Raw genomic sequence first — 17,369 nt, 5'->3', positions numbered from 1 at the left:
GTTTATGCCGCATGTGCCGCAAACGACTTAATCCCCTCCGTCCCCTTTTTCTTCAACGCGTCAACCACCGGCGCGCCATGCGCTGCATGGATTCGTCCGATTCCGGATCGGCCGCGACTTCGGTCACCGGCCGCCAGGCCAGATCCAGCGACTCCTCGCTGAGCACGAAGGCCTCGCCACCCAGCGCACGGATCACGAAACGTACGTCGTAGTGCCAGTGCCCCGGCACGTCTTTGCGCTCCGGAATCCAATGCTTGTCCAGATCGAAGATGGCCGGGTCTTCCAGCACCAGGCCGCTCAGGCCCGACTCCTCCTCGGCTTCCTTCAGCGCCACCTGGGCCAGGTCGCGGTCGCCGTCGGCGTGCCCGCCCAGCTGCAGCCAGCGCTGCAGCTTGCGGTGGTGGGTCAGCAGCAGGCGCTGGCCATCGGCACTGACCAGCCAGCAGCTGGCGGTGAAGTGGCCGGCCAGGCGCTCACGGCGGAACGGATCTTCTGGATCGTCCAACAATGTGCCGAATTCGGCAGCCAGTGCGTCGTGGGCGGGCTCGCGCCGGGCATAGTCCTGCAGCAGGCCACGCAGGCGATCGTCAAGCACGGCAAGGGTTTCGGCGGTCTGGCTCATGAATGGGCGGCGTTTGGAAAAATACTGCTCATTATCGCCGTTCATTGTTGCGATTGCGCTTGTGCGTTGGCTTCAGCTTTGGCTAAGGTACAGCGGGCCGTTCGCGCGGCCTTCACCATTCCAGGGTTGCCGGCAACGTATCGGCGGCCCACCCAATCCGATCACTAGGAAGTACTGCATGCTGAAAGCTCTGTTGAGGGTCAAGCCGGTTGAACCGGCCGGGCACGTCGATGCTGGCGAACCCATCGAAGGCAGCCTGGACGGCGAAGCCACGTTGAAACGGACCCTCACGGCTAAACACCTCATCCTGCTTGGCGTGGGTGCGGTGATCGGCGCAGGCATCTTCGTGCTGACCGGCCAGGCCGCAGCCAACCACGCTGGCCCGGCAGTGATGCTGTCGTTCGTCATCGCCGGTTTCGCGTGCGCCCTGGCGGGCCTGTGCTACGCCGAGTTCGCAGCGATGATGCCGGTCTCCGGCAGTGCCTACTCCTATTCCTACGCCACCCTCGGCGAAGGCATGGCCTGGTTCATCGGCTGGTGCCTGGTGCTGGAGTACCTGTTCGCCTCGGCCTCGGTCGCGGTGGGCTGGTCGGCGTACCTGATCAGCTTCATCACCACCACCCTGCACATGCCGTTCCCGGATGCGCTCAGCGCAGCTCCCATTGCCTGGACCGGCAGCGAGTTCATCGCCTCGGGCAAGCTGTTCAACCTGCCGGCGGTGCTGATCGTCGCGGCGGTGTCCGGCCTGCTGTACGTGGGCGTGACCCAGTCGGCCTTCGTCAACGCGATCATCGTGGCGATCAAGGTCACCGTCATCTGCCTGTTCATCGGCATCGGCGCGGCCCACATCGATCCGGCCAACTGGCAACCGTTCATCCCGGAAAACACCGGCGTGGCGGGTGAGTTCGGCTGGAGCGGCGTGTTCCGTGCGGCCACCATCGTGTTCTTCGCCTACATCGGCTTCGACGCGGTCTCCACCGCCGCCGGCGAAACCAAGGACCCGCAGCGCAACATGCCGATCGGCCTGCTCGGCTCGCTGGCGGTGTGCACCATTGTCTACATCATCGTCTGCGCGGTGCTGACCGGCATGATGCCGTACCACCTGCTGGGCACCGACAAGCCGGTAGCCACCGCGCTGGAGCCCTACCCGACCCTGGCCTGGCTGAAGACGCTGGTCGAGATCGGCGCCATCGCCGGCCTGTCCTCGGTGGTCCTGGTGATGATGATGGGCCAGACTCGCATCGCCTACACCATCTCCCGCGACGGCCTGCTGCCGAAGTTCTTCGGCAAGGTCCATGCCCGCTTCCGCACCCCGTACGTCGCCACCATCGTGGTCGGCGTGATCGCCGCCGCACTGGCCGGCCTGGTGCCGCTGAACGTGCTGGGCGAACTGGTGTCGATGGGTACCCTGCTGGCCTTCGCCACGGTCTGCATCGGCGTGCTGGTACTGCGCTATTCCAAGCCGGACCTGCACCGCCCGTTCCGCGTGCCGGCGGTGTGGATCATCTGCCCGCTCGGCGCGGCCACCTGCCTGTTCCTGTTCTGGCAGGCGTTCGTGGTGCATTGGCACCTGTTCGTTGGCTGGACCCTGCTCGGCCTGCTGATCTACCTGGGCTACGGCATCCGCAACAGCAAGCTGGCCAAGTCCTCCTGATCCGCCTACGGGCCGGCCTTGCGCCGGCCCGTCCGTTTTCCCCGCGCGCCCATTGCGGCGCGCTTCGACAAGACCACCACACATGTTCAAGCAACTGTGGGCCACCAAGCACCCGCATGCCGCCCATGAAGACGCCAACGGCCTGAGCCTGCGCCGCCACCTCGGCCCCTGGGGCCTGACCGCCCTCGGCATCGGCGCGGTGATCGGCGGCGGCATCTTCGTCATCACCGGCCAGGCCGCCGCCAACCACGCCGGCCCGGCCATCATGCTGTCCTTCGTGCTGGCCGCGATCTGCTGCGCCTTCTGCGCGCTGGCCTATGCCGAGTTTGCCTCGATGGTGCCGGTCTCCGGCAGCGCCTACACCTATACCTACGCCACCTTCGGCGAGCTCTCGGCCTGGTTCATCGGCTGGATGCTGGTGCTCGAATATGGTGTCTCGGCCTCGGCGGTAGCTGTCAGCTGGACCGGCTATTTCCTCAGCCTGCTCAGCCAGTTCGACATCCATCTACCGGCGGCGCTGGTCAGCGCGCCACTCGACGCGCAGCTGCGCCCGACCGGTGCGATCGCCAACCTGCCCGCCGCCGCACTGGTGCTGCTGCTGACCTGGCTGTGCTACGTCGGCATCAGCAAGTCCTCGGCGATGAACATGGCAATGGTCGTGCTCAAGACCGGCCTGATCGTGCTGGTCATCGTGGTGGGCTGGAAGTACGTGGACACCAGCAACTGGACCCCGTTCATTCCGGCCAACGAAGGCCCCGGCAAGTACGGCATGGAAGGCGTGCTGCGCGGCGCGGCGATGGTGTTCTTCGCCTACATCGGTTTCGAGGCGGTGTCGGTGGCGGCGCAGGAATCGAAGAACCCGCAGCGCGACATGCCGTTCGGCATGATGCTGTCGCTGGTGATCTGCACCGTGCTGTACATCGCGATGGCGGCGGTGATGACCGGCCTGGTGCCTTACCAGCTGCTCGGCACCGACGAACCGGTGGTGACCGCGGTGGCCGCGCATCCGCAGCTGGGCTGGTTGCGCTGGGTGGTCGAGGTAGGCGCCCTGGTGGGCCTGTCCTCGGTGGTGCTGGTGATGATCATCGGCCAGCCGCGCATCTTCATGATCATGGGCCGCGACGGCCTGCTGCCGCCGGTGTTCACCAAGATCCACCCGAAGTACCGCACCCCGCACATCAACACCGTGATCACCGGCATCGGCATCGCCCTGCTGGCGGCGCTGTTCCCGCTGGACATCCTCGGTGAACTGACCTCGATGGGCACGCTGATCGCGTTCGCGGCGGTGTGCGCGGGCGTGCTGATCCTGCGCCGCACCCAGCCGGACCTGCCGCGTCCGTTCCGCATGCCGATGGCATGGCTGATCTGCAGCCTGGGCGTGCTGAGTTGCCTTGCCCTGCTGTCGGCGATGACGATGCACAACTGGATGCTGATGGGCGTGTGGACATTCGTCGGCTTCGTGATCTATTTCTGCTACGGCTTCAGACACAGCCGCCTGCGGGGTCAGTAGGTTTTTTTGTATTGCAGGGCCTGCGGCCCTGCACCCGCTGGAGCCGGAGCAACGGCAACAGCTGGGTTGAGGGTTTGGCGGGGAGGCATGGGTTCGCGGGGGACGCCGTGAATCCATCCCTGGAGGCTTGGCCGCGGCATCCATGCCGCGGACACCCCCGCGAACCCATGCCTCCCCCCCCCTGACACTCTCCCTGCGCGTCCGGTAAATCCACGCCATGCGTGGATGAATTGCGTCTGGGAGATGAATTCCCTGTAGAGCCGAGCCATGCTCGGCTCCGAGCAAGCGCAGCGCCGCGACCCGCTTTTCGCTTTTCCTTCTTCACTCCGTGGCTGGCGCGCACGGAACCTGTCCGTGGCCGGCTGGGTGGGCTGCGCAGGGGTGTCCGCGGCATGGATGCCGCGGCCAAGCCCCCATGGACGGGTTCACGGCGTCCCCTGCGCAGCCCACCCAACCGGCCAACCCACGGAATCTGCTTCTGACGCCAGCCACGAGGGGCTCAGCCGTTGGCCGAATCCAGTAAAATCGCCCGCATGAACGCCCCCACCTTCCCGTACGACACCGCGCGCCTGAGCGAACTGGCCCAGCTGCTGATCGACAATGTCCGCGAGCTGGCCCAGGCCGGTTGGACCCCGGCCACCAGCAGCAACTTCTCCCACCGCCTGGACGACCGCCATGCCGCGATCACCGTGTCCGGCAAGGACAAGGGGCGGCTGATCGAGGACGACATCATGGTGGTGGACTTCGACGGCCAGGCCGTCGGCCGCCCGCTGCGCCCGTCTGCCGAGACCCTGCTGCACACCCAGTTGTACCGTCGCTTCCCCGAGATCGGCTGCGTGCTGCACACCCACTCGCCGGTGCAGACCATTGCCTCGCGCCTGTACGCGCCGCAGGGCCACATCCGGGTCGAAGGCTACGAGCTGCTGAAGGCCTTCGCCGGCAACAGCACCCATGAAATGGCCATCGACATTCCGGTGTTCGCCAACACCCAGGACATGAACGTGCTTTCGAAGCAGGTCGATGACCTGCTCGACCGTCAGAACCTGTGGGGCTACCTGATCGATGGCCACGGCCTGTATGCCTGGGGCCGCGACATGGCCGACGCGCGCCGCCACCTGGAAGCCTTCGAGTTCCTGCTCCACTGCGAGCTGGAACTGCGCAAGCTGCGCGGCTGATCGAGGGGTGCAGATTCCCATCTGGAATCTGCACCCTGCCCCCACCCTGCTACCCTGTCTTCCCCCCGAGACGTTCAAGCTGCCGCCATGAGCCGACTGCGCATCTACGACGACACCCGCCCCGAATCGCCGCTGCTGGACACCCAGGACGGCGCGATCATCGCTGCCGAGCTGCAGAAGATCGGCGTCACCTTCGAGCGCTGGCAGGCCACCGCGCCGGTCGCGCCGGGCGCCAGCCAGGAGGAAGTGTTCGCCGCTTACCGCGCCGACATCGACCGCCTGGTGGCCGAGCGCGGCTTCAAGAGCGTGGACGTGGCCTCGATCGCCCCGGACAACCCGAACCGCGCCGAGCTGCGCAGGAAGTTCCTCGACGAACACTTCCACAAGGAAGACGAGGTGCGCTTCTTCGTCGCAGGCTCCGGCCTGTTCACGCTGCACGTGGGTGACAAGGTCTATGAGATCGAGTGCGTGAAGGACGACCTGATCGCCGTGCCCGACGGCACCACCCACTGGTTCGACATGGGCGATGAGCCCAGCTTCGTGGCGATCCGCTTCTTCACCGAGCCGGACGGCTGGGTCGGCCACTTCACCGGCACCGACATCGCGCAGAAGTTCCCCCGTTACGTACCTACCCAGGCGTCCTGATCCATGCAGCCCCGCGTCATCCTGACCGACATCGAAGGCACCACCAGCAGCATCTCGTTCGTCAAGAACGTGCTGTTCCCCTATGCCCGCAAGGCGCTGCCCGCGTTCGTCGCCGAGCACGGCCAGCAGCCGGAAGTCCGCCGTTGGCTGGATGCGGTGGCCACCGAGATTGGCGGCGCCTGCCAGGACAGCCTGGTGGCCGAGACGCTGCAGGGCTGGATCGACCAGGACCGCAAGCACACTGCACTGAAGGCGCTGCAGGGCCTGATCTGGGACGAAGGTTACCGCCGCGGCGACTACACCGCGCACTTCTACCCGGAAGTGGCGCCGGTGCTGAAGGGCTGGCACGCCTCCGGCCTGCCGCTGTATGTGTATTCCTCCGGCTCGGTGCCGGCGCAGAAGCTGTTCTTCGGCTTCAGCGATGCCGGTGACCTCAGCCCGCTGGTGTCGGGCTGGTTCGATACCGAGATCGGCGGCAAGCGCGAGGCCGACAGCTACCGCCGCATCGTGCAGGCCATCGACGTGCCGGCCGGCGAGATCCTGTTCCTGTCGGATGTGGTGGAAGAACTGGATGCCGCCCGCGAAGCCGGGTTGCAGACCCGCCTGATCGATCGCCTGGATGACTACCCGCTGCCGCGCACCGGCCAGGCCGCCAATGGCCACGAGCGCGTCGAGAATTTCCAGCAGATCCAGCTGTAAACAGGTGCGCGGACCAACGGTCCGCACCCACCGGGCGGCCGGGCCGCGCTTCTGGTAGATGCCAACCTTGGTTGGCATGTTCCGGGTGTGCCAACCAAGGTTGGCACCTACCAAAGCGGGATACCCCTCAACGGTCGTTGAGGGTCTTCACCTTCAGCGCTTCGCGCAGGGCAGCCAGGTCCACCGGGCCGCGAACCGCAATGTCGCGGGTTTCGCCGGGCAGCAGGTCGAGCAGGTTGTCTTCCACCTGCACGTCCAATGCACCGAAGTCGATCCACGCCGAACGCACGTAGGCCGCGCTTTCCAATCGCAGACGATAGTGGTCGCCTTCAATGGACAGGCTGGCCTTGAGCTTCTGTCGCGGCAATACCTGGTCCTTGGCCTCAACGAAGCCGACCACCTGGCGCGCGCTGACCTTCCCACCCTGCAGCAGCTCGAACACCGCCAGCGTGCGCTTCGGGTCGGCACCGGCCAGCAGCTCGGCATCGCTGAAGTCACCGATCGAGGTGACACCGGCAGCGGCCAGGGTCACCGCGTCCTCGCGACGACGCAGCACCTTGCCGTCTACATCCATCACCCGCAACCGCCAGCGTGCATCCAGCGCGGCACCGTCATTGAGCAGGCGCACCCGCGTACTGCCCTCGTCGCGCAACGCCGCCACCGTCACCGGCGCAAAGAAGCGCCGCGCGGCGAAGTGCAGCGCCTTCCAGCGGCCGAAGTAGTCCACGCTGGACCATGAAGCACCCGGCCAGACGTCGTTGAGCTGCCAGTACAGTGAGCCCATCGTGTACGGCCGCGAGGCGCGATGATGCAGTGCCGCCAGTGCGATGCCATCGGCCTGCATCACCTGGCTCAGGTAGACGAAGTCCTCGAAGTCCTTCGGCGTGCCGTAGCCCAGTTCGATGTAATGCAGCAGGCGGCTGTTGCCCTCGCCGGCCATGAACTTCTGGTGCGCGCGGATTACCGGGCTGTCGATGCGCTGCTCGGCGCGGGTGGCGATCTGGTCCACCGTTGTCACCGACGGCCACGCCTGCAGTCCGTATTCGGACATGAAGCGCGGCGTCTCACGCAGGTAGGCCTGCACCGGCAGCGCTGGATTGCCCCAGACCTGCCAGTAGTGCTTGTCGCCGCGGGTCGAGTCGTTGGCCTTCTCATCCAGATCATTGCTGGGCGAGCTGGACCAGTACGGCACGCCCAACCCCTCCTCGCCCACTACCTGGCGCAGGTCATTGCCGAACAGGTCGACGTAGCCCTGCCAGACCTTCGCTGCAAACGCCGGGTCGGCCGCCTTCAGGTCGCGGCCGTGGCCCCAGTCCTTCCAGGCGGTCTCTTCCTCGTTGTTGCCACACCACAGCACGATGCTGGGGTGATGGCGCAGCCGGCGCACGTTGTCGCGCGCCTCAGCCGCCACGCTGGCGCGGAACGCTGGATCGTAGCCCGGCTGCATGCCACCACCGAACATGAAGTCCTGCCAGACCAGCAGGCCCAGCTCATCGGCGATGTCGAAGAACGCATCATCCTCGTAGTAGCCACCGCCCCAGTTGCGCAGCATGTTCATGTTGGCATCGCGCGCGGCCGTCAGCACCTGGCGCAGGCGTGCGGCATCGACCCGTGCGGGGAAGGCATCGAACGGAATGACGTTGGCGCCCTTGGCGAAGATCTCCACGCCGTTGATGACGAAAGCAAAGCCCTGCCCGCCCTTACCGTCTTCCTCGCGACGCAGTTCGACCGTGCGCAGGCCGATGCGCTGCTCGCGGGCCAGTGTTGTATCTGCGCCACCGTCCAGGCGAGCCTGCACGGTGTAGCGGTCCTGTGCACCGTGGCCGACCGGCCACCAACGCTTCGGTTCCGCCAGTTCAATCGGTAGTTCAACACTGTTCTGGCCGGGCTTCAGCAGAACCGTGCGCTGCTTCTGGGCCACGCTGCGGCCTTCCGGATCATGTACATACACATTGACCACGGCCGAACCCGCCGCAGCACCCTGCTCCACCTGCAGCAGCACTGCCAGCTTCGCCTGCTCCGCGTTCAATGCATCGGTGCGCACCGCCAGATCTGTCAGCCGGTGCGCATCCCAGGCCTGCAGATCGACGCCGCGCCAGACCCCGGCAGTGACATAGCGCGGGCCCCAGTCCCAACCGAAGTGGTAGGCCGGCTTGCGCGCGAAGTTGCCGACCATCGCGCCCTTCGGTTCATCGCCATACGGCGACGGGTAATTGCCGGCGATCTTGTGCGGCATCGCCTGCACGCCCGGCAGCAGGGTCCGAATCGGCGAGCGGAACACGATCTGCAGTTCATTGCCTTTCGCCCGCAGACGCCCTTCCACGCGCGCGGTCCAGGTACGGTGCGCATTGTCTGCACGCAGCAGCGGCTTGCCGTTGAGACTGACTTCGGCGTAGGTGTCCAGCCCATCGAAGCGCAGCTCGGCATTGGGCTTGGCCAGCGTCGCCGCATCCACGTCGAAGCGGGCGCGGTACTCCCAATCAGCCAGGCCGATCCATTGCAGCTCGGCCTCAGGCGCACCGACATACGGGTCGCGGATCAGTGCATGCGCCAGCAGGTCGGTGTGCACGCTGCCCGGCACCTTCGCCGCACGCCATTGCTGCAGGCCCGGATGCGCGGCGCCCTGGGCGTCGCCGGGCAGCATGCGGAATTCCCACTGCGCCTGCAGCGGGGCTGCGGCTACCGGGAAGGAGATGGCTGCAATCAGCAGCAGGAGCAGACGAACAACGAGGGAAATGCGATGCACGTAATGCTCCTGTTTCTCTGCTGAAGGCCAAAGCGAGTGTCCATTGCCTGCGGCTGGCTCCGCGCGCATGGCGATGCGTTCATCATCCCGGCGCCCGGACCGAGACGCGGCGCGGCGCGGCCCGGCGCTACCGGTTCCGATTCATCATGCGTACGGCGCTACGCGCTTCAACGCACGACGTTCAACACTTCGTAGCACGCACCCATGGTGTGGTAATCCACCTTGCCGGCCGGGCTCTTCTCGTCGCTGTACTTGCGGTTGTCGGCATCGAGGATGCGGAACCAGGCACCGTACTGGTGATCGACGAAATGCTCCCAGGAGTACGCCCAGAAGCGGTCATACCACTGCCAGTAGCGGTCGTCGCCGGTACGCTTGGCCATCAGTGCGGCGGTCGCCAGCGTTTCGGCCTGCACCCAGAAGTACTTGTCGTCGTCGCAGACGAAGCTGTCGCCACCGATCGGTGCGCCGTCCATGCCCGGCTGCCGGCGCGATTCCGGTGCGAAACCGTAGTACAGGCCGCCCCGGGCATCGTCCCAGCTGCGCGCCACGGCGACGTCAAACAGGTGCTGCGCGGTCGGCACCAGCCAATCGGCCTGCACATGGCGATCGAGGATCAGCAGCAGCTTGGCCCACTCGGTCTGGTGGCCAGGCTGGAAGCCCCATGGGCGGAACAGGTGCTTGGGGTCGTCCAGGTTGTAGTCCCAGTCGATTTCCCAGTTCACATCGTAGTGTTCCCAGACCAGGCCACCGGCCTTGGCGGCCTGGCGGCGTGTCATGTTGTCGGCCAGCTGCAGCGCGCGCTCGACATAGCGCTGCTCGCCACTGGCCTCGAACGCGGCCAGCATCGCCTCGCACATGTGCATGTTGGCATTCTGGCCACGGTAGCCGGTGAAGTTCCACTGGCCGTCGGCTTCGTCCTTGTACAGGCCGTGCTGCGGCTCCCAGAAGCGCGCTTCCAGCAGCTGCCAGGTCTCGTCCATCCACTCGCGGGCCTGCTCGACACCGGCCTTCAGTGCGCAGCTGTAGGCCAGCAGCACGAAGGCCACGCCGTAGCAGTGGTTCATGTCGTCCTCGACCTTGCCGTCGCGCAGGGTCCAGGCATAGCCGCCGGTGACCGGGTTGCGGTGCACCTCGCGCAGGTAGCGCACGCCGTGCTCGACGGCCTCCCGGTACTCGGCATTGCCGAACTCGCGGTAGGCCATCGCGTAGTTGAAGACGAAACGGGTGCTGCTCACCAGGTGGCGGTGGCTGGCATCGTAGATGCTGCCGTCATCACGGAAGTAGTGGAAGAAGCCACCGTTCGGATCGATGCAGCGCGGATGGTAGAACGCCATCGTGTCGGCGATATGCGCGCGCAGGAACGCGGGCGAACGGAAATCGGGCGAGGTGCTCATGCGGTAATGTCCTGTGCCTGCAGCAGCTGCTGCACTTCATCGAGCGAGGGCATCGCGGCGAACGCGCCCTTGCGGGTAACCGCCAGCGCGCCGACCGCAGCGCCGAAGCGCAGCGTGGCGGCGATCGCCTCCGGGTCCTGGCAGAACGCGGCGAAACCCGCGCCCGTCCCACCGCGCTCCAGCAGGCCGACCAGCACGCCACCGACGAAGGCATCACCGGCAGCGGTGGTGTCGACCGTAGCTACGCGGAAGCTGGTGACCGTGCCGTGGTTGTCACGGGTGTACCAGTGCAGCGTGGCCGCGCCATCGGTGACGATCACCCAGCGCGCCTGCGCGGCCAGCAGCCGACGCAGCACCAGCGCCTTGCCGTCGTCGCCGAGCGGTGCTGCCAGGTAGTCCAGTTCCTCGCGCGACAGCTTGACCAGGTCGGCCCGTTCCAGCGCCTGCCACAGGCGTGGCGTCGGATCCTCGTTCGCCGGCCACAGGGCCGGACGCAGGTTCAGATCGAGGCTGACCACCGCGCCGGCCGCACGCGCACGATCCATGCCGGCGAAGGTCGCTTCGGCGATGGCCGGCTCGGTCAGGCTGTTGGAGCACACGTGGAAGCACTGTGCGCCGTCGAAGCACGCTGTCTGGAAGTCGCTGTCACGGAACAGCAGGTCAGCCGCCGGCGGGCGGTAGAAGCTGAAGCTGCGCTCACCACTGGCATCCAGCGCGACGAAGGCCAGCGCGGTCTTGGCGGCGTCGGTGCGCACGATGTAATCCGTGCCCACGCCGTGCTCGACCAGGCTGTCGGCGAGGAAGTCGCCGAACATGTCACGGCCGAGCATGCCAACGAACTGGGTCTTGGCACCCAGCCGTGCAGCCGCCACCGCGACGTTGGCCGGTGCACCACCGGCGTACTGCAGGAACGCGCGCGGGGTGTCGGCCGAGGCCGGCGGTTGCGCTAGTAGATCGATCAAAATTTCGCCGAAGCAGACAATGGCACCCATTCCGGACTCAGCCTCCCTGCGTTGCGGAAGCCGGCGTACGCGCGCCGACCAGTCCGTAGAAAATGATGTAGCCGTAGCACAGCAGCGGCAGGATGAAGCTGGCCTGCACGCCGATGTGGTCGGCCAGCACGCCCTGCAGGTACGGCACCACGGCACCGCCGACGATGGCCATGATCAGCAGGCTGGAACCCTTGTTGGTCAGCGGGCCCAGGCGCTCGATGCTCAGCGCGAAGATGGTCGGGAACATGATCGAATTGAACAGGCCGATCGCCACCACCGAGTACAGCGCGACGTTGCCGGAGGTCAGCATGGTCGTGGCCAGCAGGCCCACGTTGACCAGCGCGAAGATCGCCAGCAGACGGCTGGGCGAGAAGCGCGCCAGCAGCGCCGAGCCCGCAAAGCGGCCGATCATCGCCATCGTCCAGTAGGCCGACACGTAGTGCGTGGCTTCCTGTTCGCTGAAGCCGCCGATGCTCGGCATCGACAGATAGTTGACCAGGAAGCTGCCGATCGACACTTCGGCGCCGACGTAGAAGAAGATGCCCAGCACACCCAGCAACAGGTGGCGCTTGCGCAGCGCATCCAGATAGCTGTGGTGGTGGCCCTGGTCGGCCTGCTCGGTGGCGTCGCTCAGCGCCGGCAGGCGGAACAGGAACACGAACAGCGCCAGCAGCACCAGCGCCACTGCCAGGCCCACGTACGGGCCCTGCACGGCCTGCGCCTCGGCGGCGCGGTAGGCCAGCTGTTCGGCGGCCGGCAGCGCGTTCAGTTCATCGGCGCTCTTGACCGTGTTGGACAGGATCAGCATGCCGCCGAAAATCGGCGCAATGGCCGTGCCCAGCGAGTTCAGCGCCTGCGCCAGGGTCAGGCGGCTGGAGCTGGTCTGCTCCGGACCCAGCAGCGCAACGTAGGGGTTGGCAGCGACCTGCAGCACGGTAATGCCAGTGGCCAGCACGAACAGCGCGCCGAGGAAGGCGCCGTACACGCGCAGCTCGGCCGCCGGCCAGAAGCCCAGCGCGCCGATACCAGCGATCACCAGACCGGCAACGATGCCCTTCTTGTAACCCAGCGCCGCCACCAGCCGACCCGCTGGCAGCGACATCAGGAAATAGGTGCCGAAGAAGGTGAACTGCACCAGCATCGCCTTGGCATAGTTCAGCTCGAACACCGCCTTCAGGTGCGGGATCAGGATGTCATTGAGGCAGGTCAGGAAGCCCCACATGAAGAAGATCGTGGTGACGACAGCCAGCGCCTTGCCGTTGGTGACGGCAGGTGCGTTGCCCGAGGAACCCGATGGACGGGGCGTTGCGGAGATCGGCATGCGGTACGCGCCTCGATGCGCGGAAGGTCGTTGTTGCGTGGAAGGGGTGTAGGAAGGAAATCAGTTCGGTCGTGCGGCACTGCTTTCGCGGATGCGCAGCTGCACCGGTGCGACCGTGCGCCGTGGCGGCGCGTCCGGCTCGTCCAGTCGTTGCAGCAGCAACGCGGCAGCTTGCCGGCCACGCTCGCGCGGGTCGGCGGTGAGCGTGGTCAACGGCGGCACCGCGACAGATGCCTCGGAAATATCATCGAATCCGGTAACGGCAAAGTCACCGCCCGGACGGATGCCACGAGAATTCAAGCCCAGCATCAGGCCCAGCGCGACGGTGTCGTTGTAGCAGACCGCTGCACTCGGGCGATGTCCGTCGGCAAACAGCTCATCGGTGCGCGCCGCAGCTTCCAGGCGGTTCGGCGCCGACTCGATCATCCAACCCGGCGGCAACGACAGCCCAGCCTCGGCCAGCGCCTGCTGGAAACCGGCACGGCGCTGGTGGCACGAACTGGACGCGGCGTGGCCACCGAAGAAGGCGATCTGGCGATGGCCGCGCTCGATCAAGTGGCGCGTGGCCAGGTAGGCGCCGTGCTGGTTGTCCAGGGTCAGGAAGTCCCAGTCGGCCCCTTCCAGTTCGCGGTTGAACAGCAGCACGTTGGCATTGGCGCCCAGCGCCTGGCGCAGCTGCGCAGTGTCACTGCCTTCGGCCGGCGACAGGATCAGGCCGGCCGGGGTGTGTTCCATCAGTGTCGAAAGCACCGCCTGCTGGCGCTCCGGCGATTCACCCGTGCTGCCCAGCAGGGTTACGTAGCCACGCCCGCCGAGCGCCTCGTCCACGCCCGAAGCGAATTCGGCGAAGAACGGGTTGGACAGATCGTTGATTACCAGCGCGATGCTCGACGAGGTGCGACGGCGCAGGTTGGCCGCGGCGCGGTTGTAGACATAGCGCTGGCGGCGCAGTTCTGCCTCGACCTTGGCCCGGGTGTCGACGTTGACCAGCGGGCTGCCGCGCAGCACCAGCGACACGGTTGCCCGTGACACGCCGATGGCACGCGCGATGTCGGTCACCGTCACCGCCTTGCCGGCGCGCTTGCTGGGATTGCTGCCGTTGTCGTTCATCGTCTTCCCGGACTCCGCTGGAGGCTCAAGCCTAATGGATCAGGGCCGTGTCGTGCCGTGCCGTTCGCTGGGTCACCGCGAACGGCACAGTCCGTCTCAGCGCAGCTGGCTGCCCGGTGCAGCGCACCAGGATACCGGCAGGTCCTTCACCGCAGTGCCCCAGCCCTGCTCCGGCGCCTTCGCATCGAGTGCGAACTGCAGGCGCGGTCCCTGCTGCAGGCGGTTCCAGTCCAGCCATACCGGTGCATGCACCTGGCCATCGACCTGCACGCCCTGCACGTACTGCAGGCGACGGCCATCGGCGCCCGGCGCATCGATGCGCAGCGTGCGGCCATTGCCCAGGTCCACTTCCACCTTGCTGAAGCGTGGCGTATGCAGCAGGAACTGGCCGCTGCCCGGCACCGCCGGGTACACGCCGATGGCGCTGAACAGGTACCAGGCCGACATCGTGCCGAGGTCATCATTGCCGGTCACGCCGTTGGGCGCATTGGTGAACAACTGCTGCGCGGCACGCACCACCGCTGCGGTCTTCCACGGCTGGCCGATCAGCGTGTACAGCCACGGCGAGTGCAGGTCCGGCTCGTTGTTCGGGTTGTAGCGGAACTGGTTGTAGTAGCTGTACGGCCCGACCACCCACTCCTTGCGGGCGGCATTGAGTGGATCGGCCTGCAGCGCGTCCATCGCGAAGAACGCATCGAGGCGGCGGCCGGCCTGTTCGCGGCCATCCATGGCTTCGACCAGGCCCGGCACGTCCTGCTGCGCCAGCCACTGGTACTGCCAAGCCGTGCCTTCATGGAAACCATGGTGCGAACGCGGGCTGTAATGGCCATCGGCCGGGGTGTACCACTGGCCGTCCTCAGTACGCGGGCGCGGGAAACCGGTGAAGCCGGTCTCGGCATCGCGCACCTGCGGGTCCCACACCTTGCGCCAGTTGCGGCCGCGCTCACGCAGCGTCGCCGCGTCCTGTGCGTGGCCCAGGCCATCGGCCATCTGCGAGAGCGCACAGTCGGCCAGCGCATACTCCAGCGTGGCCGAACCACCGTGGTGCGGATCAACGTCCATGCCCTTGGATGGGAACGCACGGTCGTAGACCACGTAGCCCTTGTCCAGGTAGGTCGGATTGCCGGAACGGCCGGCCATCCGCGAGTTCAGCGGCGGCGTGCCGAACGCATTGCGACGCAGCGCGTCCCAGGCCTGTGATTCGCGGCCCTTGAGCGCACCGAAGCGCCACAGGTCGACCATGAACGGCGTGACCGGATCGCCGGTCATGATGTTGGTCTCGAAGTTGGCATAGCCCCAGCGCGGCAGCCAGCCCCCCTGCTCGTCGATCGCCAGCAGGGTGCGGCCGATGTCACGCGCCACGTCCGGGCGGGTCAGCGCCAGCCACTGGTTCTGCGCGCGGTAGGTATCCCACAACGAGAAGTACTCGTAGTAGGTCCAGCCATCGGCGCGGTGGATACCATCGTCATAGCCGCGATAGCGGCCGTCGGCATCGTTGCCGGTCATCGGCTGCAGCAGCGCGTGGTAGGCCGCACTGTAGAACACAGTGCGGTCATCAGACGTACCGCCCTGCACACGCACCCGACCCAGCTGCTCGCGCCAGGACTGCTGGGACAGTGCGCGCATGCGGTCGAAGCCGAGCAGCGCCCCACCCTGCATGCCGTCCGCGCGCAGATTGATGCGCGCGCCTTCGGCATCCACATGCGAGATCGCGCTGACCGCCGTCACCGACTGGCCCTTGGCCAGGTCGAAGCTGAGCCAGGCACCGTTCGGCTTCTGCTCGCCTTCCATGCTGTGGCGCGCACCCGGCAGGCCACCGCCCTCACCCCAGGTGCCATGCGCCTTGAAAGGGCGGTCGAACTCGATGCGGAACCAGGTGGTGTACTGATGGCCGCCGCAGAAACTCTTGGTGACCAGCTTGCCTTCCACCACGCGGTCGCCGACCACATCGACCACGCTGCCGATCACCGAGTGGCGCTCGTTGGCCTGGCCGACATTGACCAGCACGTGGCCATCGCCCTGGCGCTGGCTGAAGGTGTAGCGCTCGGCGGCGGCACGCGTACGCGCGGTGGTCTCGGCATCGATGCCGCCGTAGCTGGTCAGCCGCACCTTGTAGTAGCCGGCCTGGCCGACCTCGCCGTCGTGGGTGTAGGACGCGGCATAGGCCTTGTGATCGAACTCCTTCGCGTTGCCGGTATCGAAATCGCCACCCGGACCGATCGACCCGGTGACCGGCAGCACCGACACCTGCCCACCCTGCTCCCAGCAACCGGCTCCGGAGATGAACGAATGACCGAAGCCGCGGATCTTCTCGTCGTCGTAGCGCCAACCCGAATAGTGGCTGCCGATCGGGCTGACCTGGATCAGGCCGAACGGTGCCGACGCGCCCGGGAACGTGTTGCCGTCGTCCTTGCTGCCTATGAAGGTATTGACCTCGCGCTCCAGCGCGGCCGGCGCGGCCTGCAGCAGCATCGGCGACGCCGAAAGTGCGAGCAGGCAGGCCAGGCGCGCCAGCGGGCGCAAAGACAATGGGACGGCGGGAGCGGACGGCACTGGACGCATGTCGGGTTCCTGTAGTCGATGACGCGGAGGCAGACGGCCGGGGCCGTCCGGCACCGTTCCGCTGAGCCCCGCCATGACTGGCTGAAAGCTCCCCCTGGAATGACGCCCGACCCACCAGACCGTGGATTTAGATCGATTCAAGTAGAGCATGCTGGTTCAGCCGAATGCATTCTGCGGCGCAGCATGAGAGGGGGTGTTCGGCAGGGCTGCGCCCTGCACCTGCTCCAAGCCAAGGCAACAGCCGGAGCAACAGCAACAGCTGACTATCCGTGGGTAGGCGGGGTGGGTCCGGTTGCGGGGGCCGCTGCAAGTACGTCCATGTAAGCTCGGTCGCCGCATCCATGCGGCTCACGCCCCCGCAATCGGACCCACCCCGCCTTCGACAGATTCCCGCGATCTGTGGATCCACGCCATGCGTGGATGAATCTCTGTCAGATAACGAAATCAATCGGGAGTCAGATCCGTTTTCCAATGGAAAACGGATCTGACCCCATGACCCCGGTGATTCCAGGACCTATCCAACCGTCACCGGGAAACTGTCAATGGTGGGGCGGTGTGGGCTGGCAGGACCGTTGGCGCCATGGATGGCGCCATCGAGCCCCCATGGACGGGTTTACGGCGTGTCCTGCCAGCCCACACCGCCCCGCCAAACCAGCAGAAACCCAGAGCCGCTTTGGCTTTGGCTTTGGCTTTGGCTGTTGCCGGCCAGCGGCCGGCACTACAGCAGGTGCAGGGCGCAGCCCTGCCGCCCCACCCTCCCCTGCGCACGAAAACGATTTCACTGATTTCAGCAAACCGTCATCCCTTCGCCACGCCAGTACCATATTGCGGAGCAGCATGCGCCCACGGGCGACCCATGCTAAAAAACGCCCGCCCATCGCTTAGATCGATCCAAGAACGACATTGCGATGGCCGGGAGTTGGGGGAGCAGCAACAGGA

At 66.4% G+C, this 17,369-nt stretch carries 12 protein-coding genes; 5 read left to right on the top strand and 7 right to left on the bottom strand.

Features of this window, described 5'->3' with window-relative positions; translation table 11 throughout:
• Positions 1–52: 52 nt before the first annotated feature.
• A complete protein-coding gene (locus AC0Z6F_RS04405) occupies positions 53–667 on the bottom strand; it encodes an NUDIX hydrolase (protein WP_485616600.1) in 615 nt (204 codons plus the stop codon).
• 133 nt (positions 668–800) lie between these two features.
• Between AC0Z6F_RS04405 and AC0Z6F_RS04400 the strand changes: the two genes are divergently transcribed.
• The 5 genes from AC0Z6F_RS04400 (at position 801) to mtnC (ending at position 6,305) form a co-directional block, all read left to right on the top strand.
• On the top strand, positions 801–2,276 hold the full coding sequence (locus tag AC0Z6F_RS04400; protein ID WP_006363814.1) for an amino acid permease: 1,476 nt from the start codon (positions 801–803) through the stop codon (positions 2,274–2,276).
• An 82-nt stretch (positions 2,277–2,358) separates the two neighbouring features.
• The gene (locus AC0Z6F_RS04395; RefSeq protein WP_100434551.1) at positions 2,359–3,786 is read left to right on the top strand and encodes an amino acid permease; all 1,428 of its coding nucleotides are present in this window, start codon (positions 2,359–2,361) and stop codon (positions 3,784–3,786) included.
• A 533-nt stretch (positions 3,787–4,319) separates the two neighbouring features.
• Positions 4,320–4,961, top strand: coding sequence for a methylthioribulose 1-phosphate dehydratase (locus AC0Z6F_RS04390; RefSeq protein WP_012510904.1), 642 nt, complete (start codon positions 4,320–4,322; stop codon positions 4,959–4,961).
• Positions 4,962–5,048: 87 nt separating this feature from the next.
• The gene (locus AC0Z6F_RS04385) at positions 5,049–5,606 is read left to right on the top strand and encodes a 1,2-dihydroxy-3-keto-5-methylthiopentene dioxygenase (RefSeq protein ID WP_012510903.1); all 558 of its coding nucleotides are present in this window, start codon (positions 5,049–5,051) and stop codon (positions 5,604–5,606) included.
• A 3-nt stretch (positions 5,607–5,609) separates the two neighbouring features.
• A complete protein-coding gene (mtnC, locus tag AC0Z6F_RS04380; RefSeq protein ID WP_012510902.1) occupies positions 5,610–6,305 on the top strand; it encodes an acireductone synthase in 696 nt (231 codons plus the stop codon).
• Positions 6,306–6,432: 127 nt separating this feature from the next.
• Here the strand turns inward: mtnC and AC0Z6F_RS04375 are convergent, their stop codons facing one another.
• From AC0Z6F_RS04375 to AC0Z6F_RS04350, 6 genes are all read right to left on the bottom strand, one after another.
• Positions 6,433–9,051 carry a beta-mannosidase gene (locus AC0Z6F_RS04375; protein WP_485616602.1) on the bottom strand — a complete coding sequence of 873 codons (2,619 nt, stop codon included), beginning with the start codon at positions 9,049–9,051 and terminating at the stop codon, positions 6,433–6,435.
• A 167-nt stretch (positions 9,052–9,218) separates the two neighbouring features.
• On the bottom strand, positions 9,219–10,445 hold the full coding sequence (locus tag AC0Z6F_RS04370) for an AGE family epimerase/isomerase (protein WP_485616603.1): 1,227 nt from the start codon (positions 10,443–10,445) through the stop codon (positions 9,219–9,221).
• Entirely contained in the window at positions 10,442–11,437 is a 996-nt protein-coding gene (locus AC0Z6F_RS04365; protein ID WP_485616604.1) for a carbohydrate kinase family protein, read from the bottom strand. Before AC0Z6F_RS04365 ends, AC0Z6F_RS04370 begins: the two co-directional genes overlap by 4 nt.
• Positions 11,438–11,444: 7 nt before the next feature.
• Entirely contained in the window at positions 11,445–12,758 is a 1,314-nt protein-coding gene (gene fucP / locus AC0Z6F_RS04360; protein ID WP_012510899.1) for an L-fucose:H+ symporter permease, read from the bottom strand.
• A gap of 60 nt (positions 12,759–12,818) precedes the next feature.
• The gene (locus AC0Z6F_RS04355) at positions 12,819–13,868 is read right to left on the bottom strand and encodes a LacI family DNA-binding transcriptional regulator (protein WP_006363437.1); all 1,050 of its coding nucleotides are present in this window, start codon (positions 13,866–13,868) and stop codon (positions 12,819–12,821) included.
• Between the two features lie 96 nt (positions 13,869–13,964).
• Positions 13,965–16,430 carry a GH92 family glycosyl hydrolase gene (locus AC0Z6F_RS04350; protein WP_065723191.1) on the bottom strand — a complete coding sequence of 822 codons (2,466 nt, stop codon included), beginning with the start codon at positions 16,428–16,430 and terminating at the stop codon, positions 13,965–13,967.
• Positions 16,431–17,369 lie beyond the last annotated feature (939 nt).

This window comes from Stenotrophomonas sp. 1L-E-5-B-C3 (genome assembly GCF_057292075.1).
Note: the sequence above shows the minus strand (reverse complement) of the source record. Positions and strands in the feature narration are given on the sequence as shown.

Bases quoted from the DNA above. Each gene is read 5' to 3' on its own strand.
- AC0Z6F_RS04405 (WP_485616600.1), bottom strand. From the start codon at position 667: ATGAACGGCGATAATGAGCAGTATTTTTCCAAACGCCGCCCATTCATG.
- AC0Z6F_RS04400 (WP_006363814.1), top strand. From the start codon at position 801: ATGCTGAAAGCTCTGTTGAGGGTCAAGCCGGTTGAACCGGCCGGGCAC.
- AC0Z6F_RS04395 (WP_100434551.1), top strand. From the start codon at position 2,359: ATGTTCAAGCAACTGTGGGCCACCAAGCACCCGCATGCCGCCCATGAA.
- AC0Z6F_RS04390 (WP_012510904.1), top strand. From the start codon at position 4,320: ATGAACGCCCCCACCTTCCCGTACGACACCGCGCGCCTGAGCGAACTG.
- AC0Z6F_RS04385 (WP_012510903.1), top strand. From the start codon at position 5,049: ATGAGCCGACTGCGCATCTACGACGACACCCGCCCCGAATCGCCGCTG.
- mtnC (WP_012510902.1), top strand. From the start codon at position 5,610: ATGCAGCCCCGCGTCATCCTGACCGACATCGAAGGCACCACCAGCAGC.
- AC0Z6F_RS04370 (WP_485616603.1), bottom strand. From the start codon at position 10,445: ATGAGCACCTCGCCCGATTTCCGTTCGCCCGCGTTCCTGCGCGCGCAT.
- AC0Z6F_RS04365 (WP_485616604.1), bottom strand. From the start codon at position 11,437: ATGGGTGCCATTGTCTGCTTCGGCGAAATTTTGATCGATCTACTAGCG.
- fucP (WP_012510899.1), bottom strand. From the start codon at position 12,758: ATGCCGATCTCCGCAACGCCCCGTCCATCGGGTTCCTCGGGCAACGCA.
- AC0Z6F_RS04355 (WP_006363437.1), bottom strand. From the start codon at position 13,868: ATGAACGACAACGGCAGCAATCCCAGCAAGCGCGCCGGCAAGGCGGTG.
- AC0Z6F_RS04350 (WP_065723191.1), bottom strand. From the start codon at position 16,430: ATGCGTCCAGTGCCGTCCGCTCCCGCCGTCCCATTGTCTTTGCGCCCG.